Origin of the sequence: Polymorphobacter multimanifer (assembly GCF_014205635.1) — a bacterium.
Lineage (GTDB): Bacteria > Pseudomonadota > Alphaproteobacteria > Sphingomonadales > Sphingomonadaceae > Sandarakinorhabdus > Sandarakinorhabdus multimanifer.
The window spans coordinates 192,556-206,895 of the sequence record NZ_JACIIV010000001.1; the positions used below are offsets into that span (position 1 = coordinate 192,556).

The window sequence follows — 14,340 nt, forward strand, 5'->3', positions numbered from 1 at the left end:
CGAATAAGGCTCGAATGGCGCGTTATCCCTCAACCTCCGCATCCGGTTGCCCGGCCATCAGCGCGTTGATCCAGGCGAGGCACAGGTCGCGGCTGCGATAGCTGCCCCACTTCGCGGTCTCTTCGCGTTCGACGATCGGGAAGGTCGAATAGATGTAGCGGATGTCGTCGCGGCTTTTTGCCGGGTCGGCGGGATCGAAAACGCCGTAAAGGATGAAGTAGAGCGCATCGAGCTTGGCGCGCAACCGCAGCCGCCGGTCCTCGTCCCAGACGAACGGGGGCAGCACGTCGCACGTCGCATCGACATGGCCCATATCGCGCGCGAAGGAGACGAGGTCGTTTGCGGTGTAGGTCAGTTCCAGCACTGCCTCGCGCACGATGTCGGCGGCGGCTTTGGGGCCGAAGGCGCGGGCATAGGCGGCGGGCGGGATGACGGGCAGTTGTTCGACGATATACCAGTTGAGGTGCGTGCTTTGCGCTTTTTGCCGTGCGACGTAATCAAGTACCACGGCGTTCAAGTTGCCGAGCAGCAGGGCCTGATCCGCCGGTGCAGTGTCCGACAAAATAAGTGGCGCGGTATTTCCCGCTGCGCGATGCGGTATGATCGCCGCGATCATAGTCCTCGCATCGGTTGACCGCGCAATGTCCCGAAATCCGATCGCCGAACCAAGGACGGCTTGATCAGCAAGTAGCCAATATTGCGATGCTGGCAGAAAGAACGGGTCTGCCTTCATCTCTGGCGTGACGTCCCCGCTCAAGGCAGGGTTATGCAGGTTGGCCTCGTTCACCACGACCGACGCTGCACGGTGATCGAATTGATGGATCATCCGACCGACATACAGCGGCACCCATTCCCCCGCCGCCGACTGGAGGCGGTTGCCGCCGATGCCCCATGCCCCTTCGCGCTCCTCCAGTTCGGCGCGCGTGCGGAACAGGTGGCTGTCGTTGGTCATGTGGAACATCGTGGCATAGCGCACCGGCCAGGCAGCAACGGGCGCGCCGCCCGACCGATCGACCAGCACCGGCAGCCGGGCATAGATGGCGGTGGTGAGCGCCATGTCGCGGCGTGAGCGGAAGATCGGGGCGGTGCCGGTATTCGGATTGACGCTGGCAAAATCCGCCGCGCCGATCGCAAAAGCGCGGTCGGGGTCGGTGCGCTCGCCGACCGCTTGCAAGAAGAAGCCGCACGATGCCGCCGCAAAGCTGCGGTCGGGGCTTGCTACCATCGCGCAGAACTTGAAGCGGCTGTCGACGTCGGGAAAGAACGGCTCAAGCCCGTGCCGGGTACGGCGGTTCTCGAAGTCGTAGAGCGCCTTCAGATGCCCGCCCACCGCCACCTCACGGAAAAAGGCGCTGGCCGATAGGTCGGACGCGATGCCGCTCGGCGTCAGCAGCCCGACCATACCGTTCGGCCGCACCAGCGCGTGTGCGCGTTCGACAAACAGCGAATAGAGGTTGATGTCGCCCCGGCTGAGCAGCGGATAATGGCCCGATGCGCGCGCCATCCGCGCGGTATCGGCAGCGCGGGCATCGGCCTTCTGGTAATCCTCAAACAGCGGATCGCCATCAGTGTTCAGTTTGGCGATCATCCCCGCCCTGTCCGACGCGCGCTGCGCCAGCGCGATTTCAGGCCGCCGCGCCGCGAACCATTCGATCTGTTGAAGCTTGATCCGGTCCCATGGCGGATTGCCGACGACGGCATCGAAGCCGCCTTCACGGCCCTTGCTTGCCCAATTGTCCCACACGCCGGGAAAGGCAATCTGCCAGTTGAGGAAGCGTTCTTCACCAATCAGCGCGCGGGCGCGTTGCCAGATGGCGGTGAACGCCTCGACCTCCTCCGGCTTCGCCATGCCGCCATCCGGCGCTTTCCGGCCACGCGCGATGGGGATGGGATCGCCGAAACGGCCATCGAGCCAGAGCCTGGCCAGCGCCTTGTCCTTGGCCTTCAAATCGAGCCAGTCGAGTGCGTGGAGGAAGCTGACAAACCCATCGAGTTCGCCGGTCATCAGTTCCACATCTTCATACATCGCCGCCGAGCGATGCGCCTCCGCGATCTCGACATCGGTGAGCGCCTCGATGGTCTTCATCGCTTCCGCCGACCGCTGCGCATTGCGGAGCGCCTCATGGTAGAAAAGCTCGCCGCCCATCGCCGTGGCCTTGTCGATGGCGTCGCGCACCCACAGGCCGAACAGGCTGTCTCCAGCGTGCAGGTGATGATCGATGTACGACAGCGGCGCGCCAACGGTGAAGGTGTGGAGCCACAACGCGACCTTGGCGAGTTCGACCGCCATCGGATTCTTGTCCACGCCGTAGACGCAGCGTTTCAGCACCATGCGGCGAACGATATGCCGGTCGTCGAGCTGTTCCTCGTCAATCGACCAGTTCGCCGCCTTGGCGTTCTTCAGAATGGTGGCGCGGATATCCTCGATTTTGTCGGCCAGCGGCGAGGTGTAGTTCACATCGAAGCCCAGCACGGCGGCTTCCGCCATCGCATCAAGGACATGATCGGCGAGCGTATCGACCAGGCTGACCAGAAAATGCCCCGACCCCATAGCCGGGTCGCAGACTCGCAGCGCCAAGATCGCGTTGGCGGGATCGGCATCGCGCAGCTCGCGCCGCCGATAATCTTCGGCATCTTTGGGATTGAGCTTACCAAGTGCGGTGCTGAAGGCATCGAGGCGTTCCGTGATCAGCGGTTCGAGCGTCTCGTCGAGGATCAGCCCGACCAACTCGTCGGGCGTGTAATAGCTGCCGCTGTTCTTGCGGGCAAAGAGGTTTGGACGCACCGTGAGCGCGCCCGCGTCGTCGCGCACAATCTCGAATTCGAGCAGCCGTTCGTAGATCGATCCGAGCTGCTGGACGGAGAGATCGCGGTAGTTGATGTAGCGCCGTTCACCCGATGACCGCTCGTATGACAGGGCATCGAGGGCAGGAGCCATGACGCTGTCGGGCACGCGGGTGCTGTTCAGCAAAGGCGTCCCACCCGTAGCGAACAAGCCGCCATTATAGGGCGGTATGCCGACCGAACTGTCGCCTTTGTCGATCATTCGCGACAGATCGGAAACGTGCGACCAAATGCGGGCGGCGGACGTGGAGAACGCGTCGCCGCTGGTCACGCGCCTGCCGACATCGAGCCGAAGCGGGCGCAGCGCATAGTCGTCATAACGCGGATCGCTAACCGGCAGGAGGTCGCGGTCTTCGGCATAGAGCAGGAATAGCAGGCGGTAGAGCAGCACCAGCGCGGCGTTCCGAACGTCGGACAACGGCGCATCCGGGGCGGCGCTGGCGATGGCAGTGGCAAGGCTCGGGAACACGGATTCAAACACCAGCTTTGACAGGCTGGCGGCGACCCGTTCCTCATAGAATGCGGCTTCGGCACGCGCACGATCATGGAACGAGCGTTGGTCCGCACCGTCGCGCAAGAACGCTTCGCGCCCGAACATGACGGCAAAAACGCGCAGCCAGTGATCGCGCGTTACGTCGTCGGCGGTCAGATCGCCGCCGCCTTCCAAGGCCAGAACCCGGCCCAAATCAATTTCCAGAAACTCCTCGGAGATCGACCGTGCGCCTGCCCAATAGAGCCGCCAGCGCGTGCCGTTGGTGAGGATGCCCCAGCGCAGCGCGCCGCCCGTCGTATCGTCGATACGGCGCAGATAACGCAGCATCTGAGTGGACGGCGCGGTGGTTTCATCGCGGCCCGAAGCGCGATCCAGCGGACGTGCCCAGCGTTTGCTTTCGACGACCGCGAGACCGTGAGCATAGCGCCGCCATTGGTCACCTTGAGCATTGGCCGAGGCCTTCGCCGCAGCGTCAGCGAACAGCAGGCCATCGGGCACGTCATCGCGTCCGGTGACAGTCAGGTTTTGTTGGCGAAGCGATTCCGTCCATCCGAGAGACGCCAGCACCGGCCAGATGAAATCGTCCTCGGTTTGGCTTTCGTTCGTGCGATGGTTCTGCGGAAAGGCGACGGCGATTTGGTCAAGTCGCGTGCGCAGTTCAGCCACATCGACGGCGCGATAGGCGGCGGTAGCCTTGATCGCATCGGCGAGATAATCGGTGGTGAACAGCGCACCGGAAATGAACAACCCAGAATCAGACAAATAGCGCCCCCTGTATGTTCTTAACAGTAGCGAGACGGACCCATTCTGGCAAAGCCAAGTGTGATGGGTGCAGAGGTTTCGCACCAGCTTTGCACCCTGATGATCGAAGGTTTCGTCATCGGCAGCGCGCGAATCGGCGACTCAAAATGGCGCATCCTCGTAGTGTGGCGTAGTAGGGCAATCGGCGGCTTGAATGGATTTCAGCTCAGGATCAGGGACAGGAAGATGACGGCAAGATAAAGCGAGATTCCTCGCTGCCGGAACTTCGTTCCTAAGTGGTTGTCTGCACATTGTTTTTTGGCGTTGGGCGGCACCGTCCGCGAGGTGCGTGGGTGGCATTCATGCCATTTTCTCGTTTGTTATCAATGTTTCGACATGCACCATCGACGATGTGCGCGAAGTCCAGTCCCGCCGTTTCCCGCCGTGCGTCTGTATTTCTACGCCACGGCCCTACGCCCCGATTTACTGTCTTGCGCGGCTGACTCCGACCCTCAATCGTCACGTCATGGCGAACGATGACGACCGATTCCGTATCCGTCCCGGCAAGGTTCGCGACCGGGTGGCGACCCGTTTGCCGAGGACGGTGCGGCAGCGTCCCAAGACCTTCATCGGCGAGGTGCATCAGGCGATCCGCCGGGCGGGCGGCAACCCCAACAGTCTGGCCGGTACGGGGAAGGGAAGCGGGCGATTCAACGCGCGCGGGCGGGGCGCTCAGATCGCGGCGGGATTGAAGGGCCGGAACGGGTGGAGCCGGGACGGGAGCGGCGTCCGCACCCGCTCGCGCCGGGTGGCGGTGAAGGCCCGTGTGGTGAAGCTCAATCCGCAGCGCGGTGCCGCACGCGGGCGGCAGTTCGTCAGCGGCAAAGCGGTGGACGCGCACCTGCGCTATCTGGAGCGCGACGGCGTGACCCGCGACGGCGACAAGGGTCAGGTCTACTCCGCCGAGCGGGACGTGGCCGATGGCCCAGCCTTCCTCGACCGGGGCCGCGAGGATCGCCACCAGTTCCGCTTCATCGTCTCCGCCGAGGAGGGGTTGGAGCTGTCCGACCTTCGCTCGACCACTCGCGACCTGATGACGGCGATGGAGGCCGACCTGGGAACGAAGCTCGACTGGATCGCGGTCGATCATCACAATACCGGCCACCCGCATACTCACATCCTGATGCGCGGCGTCACCGACGACGGCAAGATGCTCAACATCGCCGGGGATTACATCGCTCACGGCGTCCGGGAACGGGCGAGCGAGATCGTCACGCTGGAGCTGGGCCGTCAGACCGAGCAGGAGGTCAGTCGCCAGCTCGAGCGCGAGGTGGACGCCGAACGCTTCACCCGGCTCGACCGTATGCTGATCGCTTCGCAGGAGCGCGACGAGTTTTCCGACCTCCGTCCTGACAAGGACATGCTCGAAACCGCCCGGCAGAACCGGGCACTGCTGATCGACCGCGCCCGCAAGCTGGAGCGTATGGGGCTGGCAACCGAGCATACGCCGGGCGTCTGGACGATATCGGCCCGCGCCGAGCCGATGCTTCGCGAGCTGGGCATGCGCGGCGACATCATCAAGACGATGCACCAGGCGCTGGAGCGCGAGGGGGTCGCGGAGCAGCGGGCGTATGCGGGCTACACCGTCCACCGCGCCGCACCGACCGAGCGGATCGTCGGGCGCGTTGTCGCCAAAGGTCTGGGCGGTGACGAGCTGGGCGAACGTATGGGCCTCACCATCGACGGCGTGGACGGGCGCGTCCATCACCTTGAGGTTCCAGCGACCAGTGCCGAGGACATCGGACGCGGCAGCATCGTCGCAGTGGAGCCGCCGCCGAGCGTTCCGCGCATCGCCGATGATAACATCCTGCAACACACCGACGCTCAAGGCATCTACCGGCCTTCGGCTCACTTGGAATCTGTGCGCGAGACCATGCCCCGGATCGACCATGCGCGTCATGTCCAGTCGCACGTCCGCAGGCTTGAAGCCCTGCGCCGCGCGGGGATCGTCGAGCGCGTCCATGCCGAACACTGGACCATACCTGCCGACTTACCCGAACGCGGCCTCGCCTATGATCGCCAGCGGTTCGGCAACGACCCGCGCATCGACGAGCTATCCCACCTGCCACTCGACCGGCAGGTGCGCCATGACGGGGCGACCTGGCTCGACCGAACCATGCTGGGCAGCGGGCACGAGACCATGCCTCACACCGGCTTCGGCGGCGACGTGCGCAAGGCCTGGGACGCTCGCAAGCAGACGCTCGCCGACATGGGCTATGTCCGCGATCTTGGCGGCGGCAAGTTTCGCGCGCCGACCGACCTGATCACGCAACTTGAGCAGGCCGAGGTCAATCGCTCGGGCAAGAAGTTCGCAGCCGAACGCGGTCTCGACTGGCAGCCCACCGCGAGCGGCGATCATGTCTCGGGAAAGCTCGTCGGCCAGGCCCAGCTCACCAGCGGGCGGTTCGCCATGATCGACAATGGCTTGGGGTTCCAGCTCGTGCCGTGGAACGACACGCTCGCCAAACGTCTCGGCCAGCAGGTTGACGGTATCCCCATGCCCGGCGGCGGCATCGAGTGGACGTTTGGCAGGAGCCGAGGGCTGGGGATCTAGCATCCCATAATTGTTGCGCCCAATATGGGCGCGTGATAGGAAGGCTGATATGCGGATCATATCGCGGCGCACCTTGCGCGAGTACATCGCGGAACGTGCCGGTCACAAGGACCAGCCCGCTCTGAAAGCGGCGCTCGATTCATGGTTCGCGGAAGTGAGCAAGGCGGCCTGGACCAGCACCGCCGATGTGAAGCGGCTCTATGCCACCGCCAGCATCGTCAGCGCCGACCGGATCGTCTTCAACATCAAGGGCAACGACTATCGACTTGTCGTTGCGGTAGATTTCGAGAAGGCCATCGTCTGGATCAAGTGGATCGGCACCCACAAGGACTACGACCGGATCGACGTGAAGGAGGTTGACCATGGCGACTGACGTGAAGCCGATCCGCACCGAAGCGGATTATGACGCGGCGATGGAAGAAGTCGCGACGCTGTGGGGCGCGAGGAGCGGCACGCCAAAGGGCGACCGGCTCGACGTGCTGGCCACGCTGATCGACGTCTATGAGGCCAAGCACCATGCGATGGATGCGCCCGATCCGATCGAAGCGATCAAGTTCCGGATGGAGCAGCAGGGCATGACCCGCAAGGATTTGGAGGACATCATCGGCACACGCACCCGGATCGCCGAGGTGTTCAACCGCAAGCGTGGCCTGTCGATCGACATGATCCGCCGCCTGCATGACCGGCTGGGGATTTCCGCCGAGGTGCTGATCCGGCCCTCGCGCAAGGAAGCGGCGTGACCACGGACCTTACATCAGTTCCGCCGCCAGCCGCCGTGCGCAAGTATCTACGCGCTACGGCACGAAGCGTAGTCAAGCGTAGAGAAACGCTATTCTTTCAGCGCGTTGGTTCGGCGATTCTGGCGCAATGCCCCGAGTCTCGCGCCCGCATCCGCCCACCGCTTCCGAGCAGCTTGAACGGCTGCTTGGGAAGCCGTGGCCGTTTCCGGGCCGTCCGCCGAAGCACGACGTGGAGGCGTGGACCGTCACCGATGACTGGCCCGATCGCGTGCCGGTCACCCAGGCCGAGGTGGAGGTATTCGAGGCGTGGTTTGGCGACCTGTTCGACGAGATGTTTGGGCCGTGCCGATGATGTGAAGAGTTTGCCGTCATGACCGTGCCGCTACGCGCCGCCCTTTATCTGCGCGTCTCGACCGCGCGGCAGGCCGAGCATGATGTGTCCATCCCCGACCAGCGTAAGCAGGGCGAAGCCTATTGCGTCGCGCGCGGCTACCAGCTCGTTGAGACGTTCGTGGACGCGGGCGCGTCCGCTACCAATGACCGCCGCCCCGAATTTCAGCGGATGATCGAGGCCGGGACGACCAAGCCCGCGCCGTTCGAGGTGGTGGTGGTCCACTCGTTCAGCCGCTTCTTCCGCGATCACTTCGAGCTGGAGTTCTACGTCCGCAAGCTGGCGAAGAACGGCATCCGCCTGTTGTCGATCACCCAGGAGATGGGCGACGACCCGATGCACGTCATGATGCGCCAGATCATGGCGCTGTTCGACGAGTATCAATCCAAGGAGAACGCCAAGCACGTCCTTCGCGCGTTGAAGGAGAATGCGCGGCAAGGGTTCTGGAACGGCTCGCTCCCGCCGATCGGCTACCGTGTCGTCGCCGCCGAACAGCGCGGGGCGAAGATCAAGAAGAAGCTGGAGATCGACCCGCTGCACGCAGACACCGTGCGGCTGGCGTTCCGGCTCGCGCTGGAGGGCGACGGCACGACCGGCCCGATGGGCGTCAAAACCATCACCAAGCACCTGAACGAACGCAGTATCTTTACCCGCGACGGCGGGCGCTGGGGGATCGGCACGGTCCATCGGATGCTGACGCGCAAAACCTATATCGGTCGCCACGAGTTCAACCGTCGAACGAAGAACGGGGACAACAAGCCCGACAAGGAGGTTATCTCAGTCGCCGTGCCGCCGATTATCGATCAAGCGACGTTCGACACCGTGCAGGCGCGCATGAAAGCCCGCAACCCGAAGGTGACGCCACCGCAAGTCGTGGGCGGTCCCACACTACTGACCGGATTGATCCATTGCGCCAAGTGCGGTGGAGCCATGACCATCCGCACCGGCAAGGGCGGGCGCTATCGCTACTACACCTGCTCGACCAAAGCCCGGCAGGGTCCGACCGCTTGCAACGGCATGACCGTCCCGATGGAGAAGCTGGACGCACTGGTCGCCGGGCATCTTGAGGATCGGTTGCTTGACCCAGCGCGGCTGGAGGAGGTGCTGGCGACGGTCCTCGACCGGCGGCAGGAGCGCACCGAGCGTCGCCATGCCCACATCGCCGAGCTGAACAAGCGCGCAACCGAAACCGACCTTCGCCTCAAGCGCCTTTACGACGCCATCGAGAGCGGCGTCGCCGATCTGGACGACCCCGACCTGAAGGACCGCATCGCCAGCCTCAAGGCCATCCGCGACCAGTCGCGCGTCGATGCCGACCGCGCGTCCGCCATGCTCGAAAGCGCGGGTCAGAAGGCGATCACCGCGCCGATGCTCGCCAAGTTCGCACAGACCGCGCGCCAGCGGATGCGCCTCGACGGCGGCGGCTACCGCCGCGACCATCTTCGCGCGCTGGCGCAGCGCGTCGAGGTCAATGACGGCGAAGTTCGCATCATGGGATCAAAGTCCGACCTGTTGCGGACACTTGCCGCCGCAGGCGGCTCGGGAACGCTGCCGGGCGCAGTGCCCAGCTTTGTTCCGAAGTGGCGGAAGGGGTGGGATTCGAACCCACGGTGAGGTTTCCCCCACGACGGTTTTCAAGACCGTTGCCATAGACCACTCGGCCACCCTTCCGGACGCCGCACGTCATGCCGTTCTGTTCAGCGGGAGGCAAGAGCCGGCGGTTCATCCACAACAAATGCAGACCTCCCGCCTTCCGACCATCCGCCGCTTGTGGCACATCCGTGGCATGAAGCGTGTTTCCCTCCCCAGCCTGGCAATCGCTGCCGCTGTGCTCGGCACCTCGGCGTTCGCACAACCTGCAAAGCCCGATTTCACGGCGTGGCTCGCCGAATATCGCGCCACCGCCACCGCGCGCGGTGTCAGCCCCGCAACTCTCGATGCTGTTCTCGGCGGTGTCACTGCCAACGACCGCGTGGTCAGCCTCGATCGCAACCAGGCTGATGAGAGCGCCATCGCCTCGGCGCCGGCGCGCTTCGACAGCTATCTCGCTCGCCGGCTCGATTCCGTCCGCATCACCGCCGGGCAGAAAGCCGCCGAACGCATGTCGTCCCGCCTTGCCGGCATCGAGGCGCAGTATGGCGTGCCCGGCCCGATCTTGCTCGGCATCTGGGGCATGGAATCCAACTATGGCAGCTTCACCGGCAATTTCGACGTGCCGCGCAGCCTCGCCACCCTCGCCTGGGACGGCCGCCGCGCAGCACTCTTCACCAAGGAGCTCGACGCTGCCATCACCATCGTCGAGCGCGGCCTCGCCACCCCCGGCCAATTGAAGGGCAGCTGGGCCGGCGCCATGGGCCAGCCGCAGTTCCTGCCCAGCTCCTACCTCGCCTATGCCCGCGACGGCGACGGCGACGGCCGGGCGGACATCTGGGGATCCGAACCCGACACCCTCGCCTCGATCGCCAATTATCTCCGCGAGAACGGCTGGCAGCCCGGCGTGCCCTGGGGCCTGCCCGTCACCGTCCCCGACAGCTTCGACCGCGAGAGCGTCCGCAATCCCGTCAGGCCCACCACCTGCGTCCGCCCGCTCGAGCGCCACTCGTTGCCGCTCTCGGCCGCCGAATGGACCGCGCGCGGCATCACCGCTGCCAGCCCGCTGCCCGATGCACCGCTCACGCTTGTCGAACCCGATGGGCCGGGGCAGGGTGCCTATCTCGTCACCGCCAGCTACCGGGCGCTCATGAACTACAATTGCTCCAACTTCTACGCGCTCTCGGTTGCGCTCCTCGGCGATGCGCTGGCAACCCCTCGCTGAAGGTGCATTGGCGGTGGCGGCGATGCTGGCGGTCGCCGGCTGCGCTTCCAGCAAGAAGCCGCCCGCACCCTCGCGCGCCCCGGCTGCAGCCACCGGTGCCGTCAAGATCGGCAAGCCCTATGTCGTCTTCGGCAAGACCTATTATCCCGCCGACGACCGCAATTACGACGAGCGCGGCATCGCCAGCTGGTACGGCCCCGGCTTCCACGCCCTCGCCACCGCCAATGGCGAAGTCTATGATCAGGACGATGTGACCGGCGCCCACAAGACCCTGCCGATGCCGAGCTGGGTCGAGGTCGAGAACCTCGACAATGGCCGCAAGCTGGTGGTGCGCATTAACGACCGCGGCCCCTTTGTCGATGGCCGGATCATCGACCTCAGCCGCCGCTCGGCGCAACTCCTCGGCGTCGATCGTGTCGGGCTGGCAAAGGTCCGCGTGCGGCGCGTCTTCCCGGCCATGACCCCGGGCCCGGTGTTCGCGGCCGCTCCCGCCCCAGCTCCCATATCTGCCCCACCGGTCCAGACAGCCGCGGTCATCGACCCGCCGGTCACCACCGTGGCGCTTCCCGGCGGAGCCGGCGCAGCACCCCCGGCTGCCCCTCCACCACCCTCATTTGTCCCTTCGGCACCCCTCGGGAGCCGCTACGTGCAGGTCGCGGCCCTGTCCGAGCCCGGCCGGATCGCCTGGCTCAAGGGCTTCCTGTCGAGCTATGGCCCCGTCGTCACCCAGCCGGGCCCCTCGGGCCTCACCCGCGTCCGGCTTGGTCCTTTCGCCGACGAAGCCGCCGCCAACACCGCACTGGCCAATGTGCGCAGCGCTGGCTATGCCGATGCAAGGCTCGTGAACCCCTGAGACGCGCCGCCAGACCCTGATTCGGAGAAGACCCAGTGACCGTGCGTTTCCAGACAGTTATAGCTCTTTCCTCGCTCATCGCAGCAACGCCGATTGCGGCGCAGGATCTGACCACCGGCTTCACGACCCCCGCACCGCGCGCCTTTCTCAAGGATATCTCCACCAACACCATCCTTTACGCGAAGGATGCCGACGCCAGGATGCCCCCCGCCTCGATGGGCAAGATGATGACCGTCCTCGTCGCCTTCGATCTCATTCGCAGCGGCGAAGCGAAGCTCGACCAGAAGATCACCGTCCGCCCCGAAACCTGGCGCAAGTGGCACAGCCAGGGCTCCACCATGTTTCTCTCGGCGAATGAAGAGGTTACCGTCGATGATCTGCTCAACGGCATCGTCACGCTGTCGGGCAACGATGCCTGTGTCGTCCTCGCCGAAGGTCTTGCCGGCTCGGAAGTCGCCTTTGTCGAACTGATGAACGACAAGGCCCGCAAACTCGGCCTCAAGGGCTCGCGCTTCGCCAACACCAACGGTTGGCCCGACCCCAATGAATTCGTGACCGCGCGCGATCTCACCACCATCGCCGAGGCGACGATCAAGGGCCATCCCGATTTCTACAAGCGCTATTATGGCCGCCCCAGCTTCACCTGGGGCAAGACGCTGGGAGACGGCAAGGCCATCACCCAGCCCAACCGCAACCCGCTGCTCGGCCGCGTCACCGGCGCCGATGGTCTCAAGACCGGCCACACCGAGGAAGCCGGCTATGGCTTCACCGGCTCCGCGCTGCAGGGGGACCGACGGCTGGTGATGGTCGTCGCCGGCCTCAATTCGATGAGCCAGCGCACCTCCGCCGCGGTCGATTTCATCAGCTGGGGCTTCACCGGCTTCTCGAAGATGCCGGTGCTCAAGGCCGGTGCCAGCGCCGGCACCGCCCCCGTCGATGGCGGTGCCGAAACAATGGTGCCGCTGGTGGCGCCGCGCGATCTTTTCATCGTCGTTCCAAAGGGTTCGGCCGGCAACCAGACACGGCGCATGGTGCTCGACAAGCCGGTGGTGGCGCCCGTTGCCAAGGGCCAGAAGCTGGCAACGCTCATCGTCAGCGTCCCCGGCCGCGGCGAAACGCGGCTGCCGCTCGTCGCCGGTGTCGCCGTCGAGGAAGCCGGACCGCTGCTGCGCGGCTGGAACTGGCTGAAGGGCCTTGTCGGAACATGATCGAGGAGGGCGTGAGTGCGGGTGGCGAGAACGGCCGCTTCATCAGCTTCGAAGGCGGGGAGGGGTGTGGAAAATCCACCCAGGCGCATCGGCTCGCCGAGGCGCTCACCCTCGCCGGCCATGAAGTGGTGCTCACCCGCGAGCCCGGCGGCACCGAAGGTGCGGAGGCGATCCGCAGCCTCCTCGTGTCGGGCGATCCCGGCCGCTGGCTGCCCTGGTCCGAAGCCTGCCTCGTCAACGCCGCGCGCGCCGAGCATGTGACGCGCGTCATCCGCCCGGCACTCCGTCGCGGCGCTTGGGTGCTGTGCGATCGCTACATCGATTCGACCCGCGCCTATCAGGGCGCCGGCAAGGGCCTCGACGATGCTGCGCTCACAGCGATGCACGCACAGGTGACGCGCAACCTCTGGCCCGATCTCACGCTGGTGCTCGGGCTCCCGGTGGAGCAGGGCCTCGCCCGCGCCGCAACCCGCAGCCGCGCCGGCAAGGCGGAAACCCGCTTCGAGGCGCATGACGCCGGCTTCCACGGCCGCGTCGAGGCGTTCTTCGCCGCTCTCCCCGCAGCCGAGCCCTGGCGCTGTGTCGCCATCGATGCCAGCGGCACCATTGCCGATGTGGGCCGCCGGATTCGTGACGCTGCCGAGAGCTGGACTTGGAGCTGATCGGCCACGAAGCCGCCACAGCGGCCTTCAAGCAAGCTGTCGCCAGCGGCCGCCCGCACCACGGCTGGCTGCTCACGGGTCCCCCCGGCATCGGCAAGGCCAGCTTCGCCGAAGCCGCCGCCATCTGGCTGCTCGCCGGCGCGCCCGAGGGCAGGGGGTTTAGTGCCGCTGCGGCCAGCCAGGCCGCCAACTTCGTCCGCGAAGGCAGCCACCCTGATTTCCGCCGCCTCGTCCGCACCAGCGACGACAAGGGCAAGCTGCGCACTGTCATCCGCGTCGACGAGGTGCGCGCCATGCAGGCGGTGCTCGCGCAGACCCCCTCGCTGGCCGCCTGGCGCGTCGTCCTCGTCGACAGCGCCGACGAGATGAACCTCAACGCTGCCAACAGCTTGCTCAAGCATCTTGAGGAGCCGCCTGCGCAGACGATCTTTCTTCTCGTCAGTCATGCGCCCGGCCGCCTGCTCCCCACCATCCGCTCGCGTTGCCGGCTGCTGCGCATGAAGCCGCTCGCCGATGCTGAAGTCGCGCGCGTGCTCGATGACATTGCCGATGGTCTCGACGAGTCCGATCGCGACGCGCTCGTCCGCATGGCCGGCGGCGCTCCCGGCCGCGCCCTCGCCATGGCCGAGCCCGGCGTCGCGGCGCTGGAAGCCTCGATGATGCAACTGGCCCAGCTGCCCGTCGCCGAGGCCGAGGCCGCCGCGCTGGCCCTCGCCCGCAGCCTCGCCGGCAAGACCGCCGCCGGCCGCTACGCCGCTTTCCTGTCCCGCGCCCCCACGCTGCTCGCCGAAGCAGCGCGCACCCAGTCCGGCCCCAGGCTGGCGCAGACGATCGAGGATTGGCACGCCGCCACCACGCTTGCCGCCAGCGCCGGCCCGCTGACGCTCGATCCTCTCACGGTATCGCACGATATTGCGCGGCGAATTGCCCGCCTCGGGAGCTAACTTGCCTTGATCCCGCGATTGCCGCATTGCGGCGC

The 14,340-nt window shown here is 65.7% G+C and carries 11 protein-coding genes and 1 tRNA gene; 10 read left to right on the forward strand and 2 right to left on the reverse strand.

Features of this window, described 5'->3' with window-relative positions:
* Window positions 1-22: 22 nt before the first annotated feature.
* A complete protein-coding gene (locus FHS79_RS00875) occupies window positions 23-4,099 on the reverse strand; it encodes an Eco57I restriction-modification methylase domain-containing protein (protein ID WP_207792163.1) in 4,077 nt (1,358 codons plus the stop codon).
* Window positions 4,100-4,604: 505 nt separating this feature from the next.
* On the opposite strand from FHS79_RS00875, the gene FHS79_RS00880 reads away from it, so the two are divergent.
* The 5 genes from FHS79_RS00880 (at window position 4,605) to FHS79_RS00900 (ending at window position 9,437) form a co-directional block, all read left to right on the forward strand.
* Window positions 4,605-6,692: a DUF3363 domain-containing protein gene (locus FHS79_RS00880; protein WP_184193905.1), complete on the forward strand. Its 2,088-nt coding sequence runs from the start codon at window positions 4,605-4,607 to the stop codon at window positions 6,690-6,692.
* Window positions 6,693-6,741: 49 nt separating this feature from the next.
* Window positions 6,742-7,065 carry a type II toxin-antitoxin system HigB family toxin gene (locus FHS79_RS00885; RefSeq protein WP_184193908.1) on the forward strand — a complete coding sequence of 108 codons (324 nt, stop codon included), beginning with the start codon at window positions 6,742-6,744 and terminating at the stop codon, window positions 7,063-7,065.
* A 1-nt stretch (window position 7,066) separates the two neighbouring features.
* Window positions 7,067-7,432 (forward strand): helix-turn-helix domain-containing protein, encoded by a 366-nt coding sequence (locus FHS79_RS00890; protein WP_243453424.1) that lies wholly within the window; start codon window positions 7,067-7,069, stop codon window positions 7,430-7,432.
* 127 nt (window positions 7,433-7,559) lie between these two features.
* Complete coding sequence (locus tag FHS79_RS00895) at window positions 7,560-7,784, forward strand: hypothetical protein (RefSeq protein WP_184194117.1); 225 nt, start codon at window positions 7,560-7,562, stop codon at window positions 7,782-7,784.
* Between the two features lie 18 nt (window positions 7,785-7,802).
* On the forward strand, window positions 7,803-9,437 hold the full coding sequence (locus FHS79_RS00900) for a recombinase family protein (RefSeq protein WP_184193914.1): 1,635 nt from the start codon (window positions 7,803-7,805) through the stop codon (window positions 9,435-9,437).
* On the opposite strand, the gene FHS79_RS00905 is transcribed toward FHS79_RS00900, so the two are convergent.
* Window positions 9,405-9,494: transfer RNA gene (locus tag FHS79_RS00905), tRNA-Ser, on the reverse strand. The genes FHS79_RS00900 and FHS79_RS00905 overlap by 33 nt on opposite strands.
* Window positions 9,495-9,609: 115 nt before the next feature.
* Between FHS79_RS00905 and FHS79_RS00910 the strand changes: the two genes are divergently transcribed.
* From FHS79_RS00910 to FHS79_RS00930, 5 genes are read left to right on the forward strand one after another with little or no spacing between them, the layout of a single operon-like run.
* Window positions 9,610-10,638 (forward strand): lytic murein transglycosylase, encoded by a 1,029-nt coding sequence (locus FHS79_RS00910; protein WP_184193917.1) that lies wholly within the window; start codon window positions 9,610-9,612, stop codon window positions 10,636-10,638.
* On the forward strand, window positions 10,616-11,491 hold the full coding sequence (locus tag FHS79_RS00915; protein ID WP_184193920.1) for a septal ring lytic transglycosylase RlpA family protein: 876 nt from the start codon (window positions 10,616-10,618) through the stop codon (window positions 11,489-11,491). Before FHS79_RS00910 ends, FHS79_RS00915 begins: the two co-directional genes overlap by 23 nt.
* A gap of 35 nt (window positions 11,492-11,526) precedes the next feature.
* The gene (locus FHS79_RS00920; protein WP_243453425.1) at window positions 11,527-12,699 is read left to right on the forward strand and encodes a D-alanyl-D-alanine carboxypeptidase family protein; all 1,173 of its coding nucleotides are present in this window, start codon (window positions 11,527-11,529) and stop codon (window positions 12,697-12,699) included.
* Window positions 12,696-13,361, forward strand: coding sequence for a dTMP kinase (tmk, locus tag FHS79_RS00925; protein ID WP_184193923.1), 666 nt, complete (start codon window positions 12,696-12,698; stop codon window positions 13,359-13,361). Before FHS79_RS00920 ends, tmk begins: the two co-directional genes overlap by 4 nt.
* Complete coding sequence (locus FHS79_RS00930) at window positions 13,352-14,305, forward strand: DNA polymerase III subunit delta' (protein ID WP_184193926.1); 954 nt, start codon at window positions 13,352-13,354, stop codon at window positions 14,303-14,305. Before tmk ends, FHS79_RS00930 begins: the two co-directional genes overlap by 10 nt.
* Window positions 14,306-14,340 lie beyond the last annotated feature (35 nt).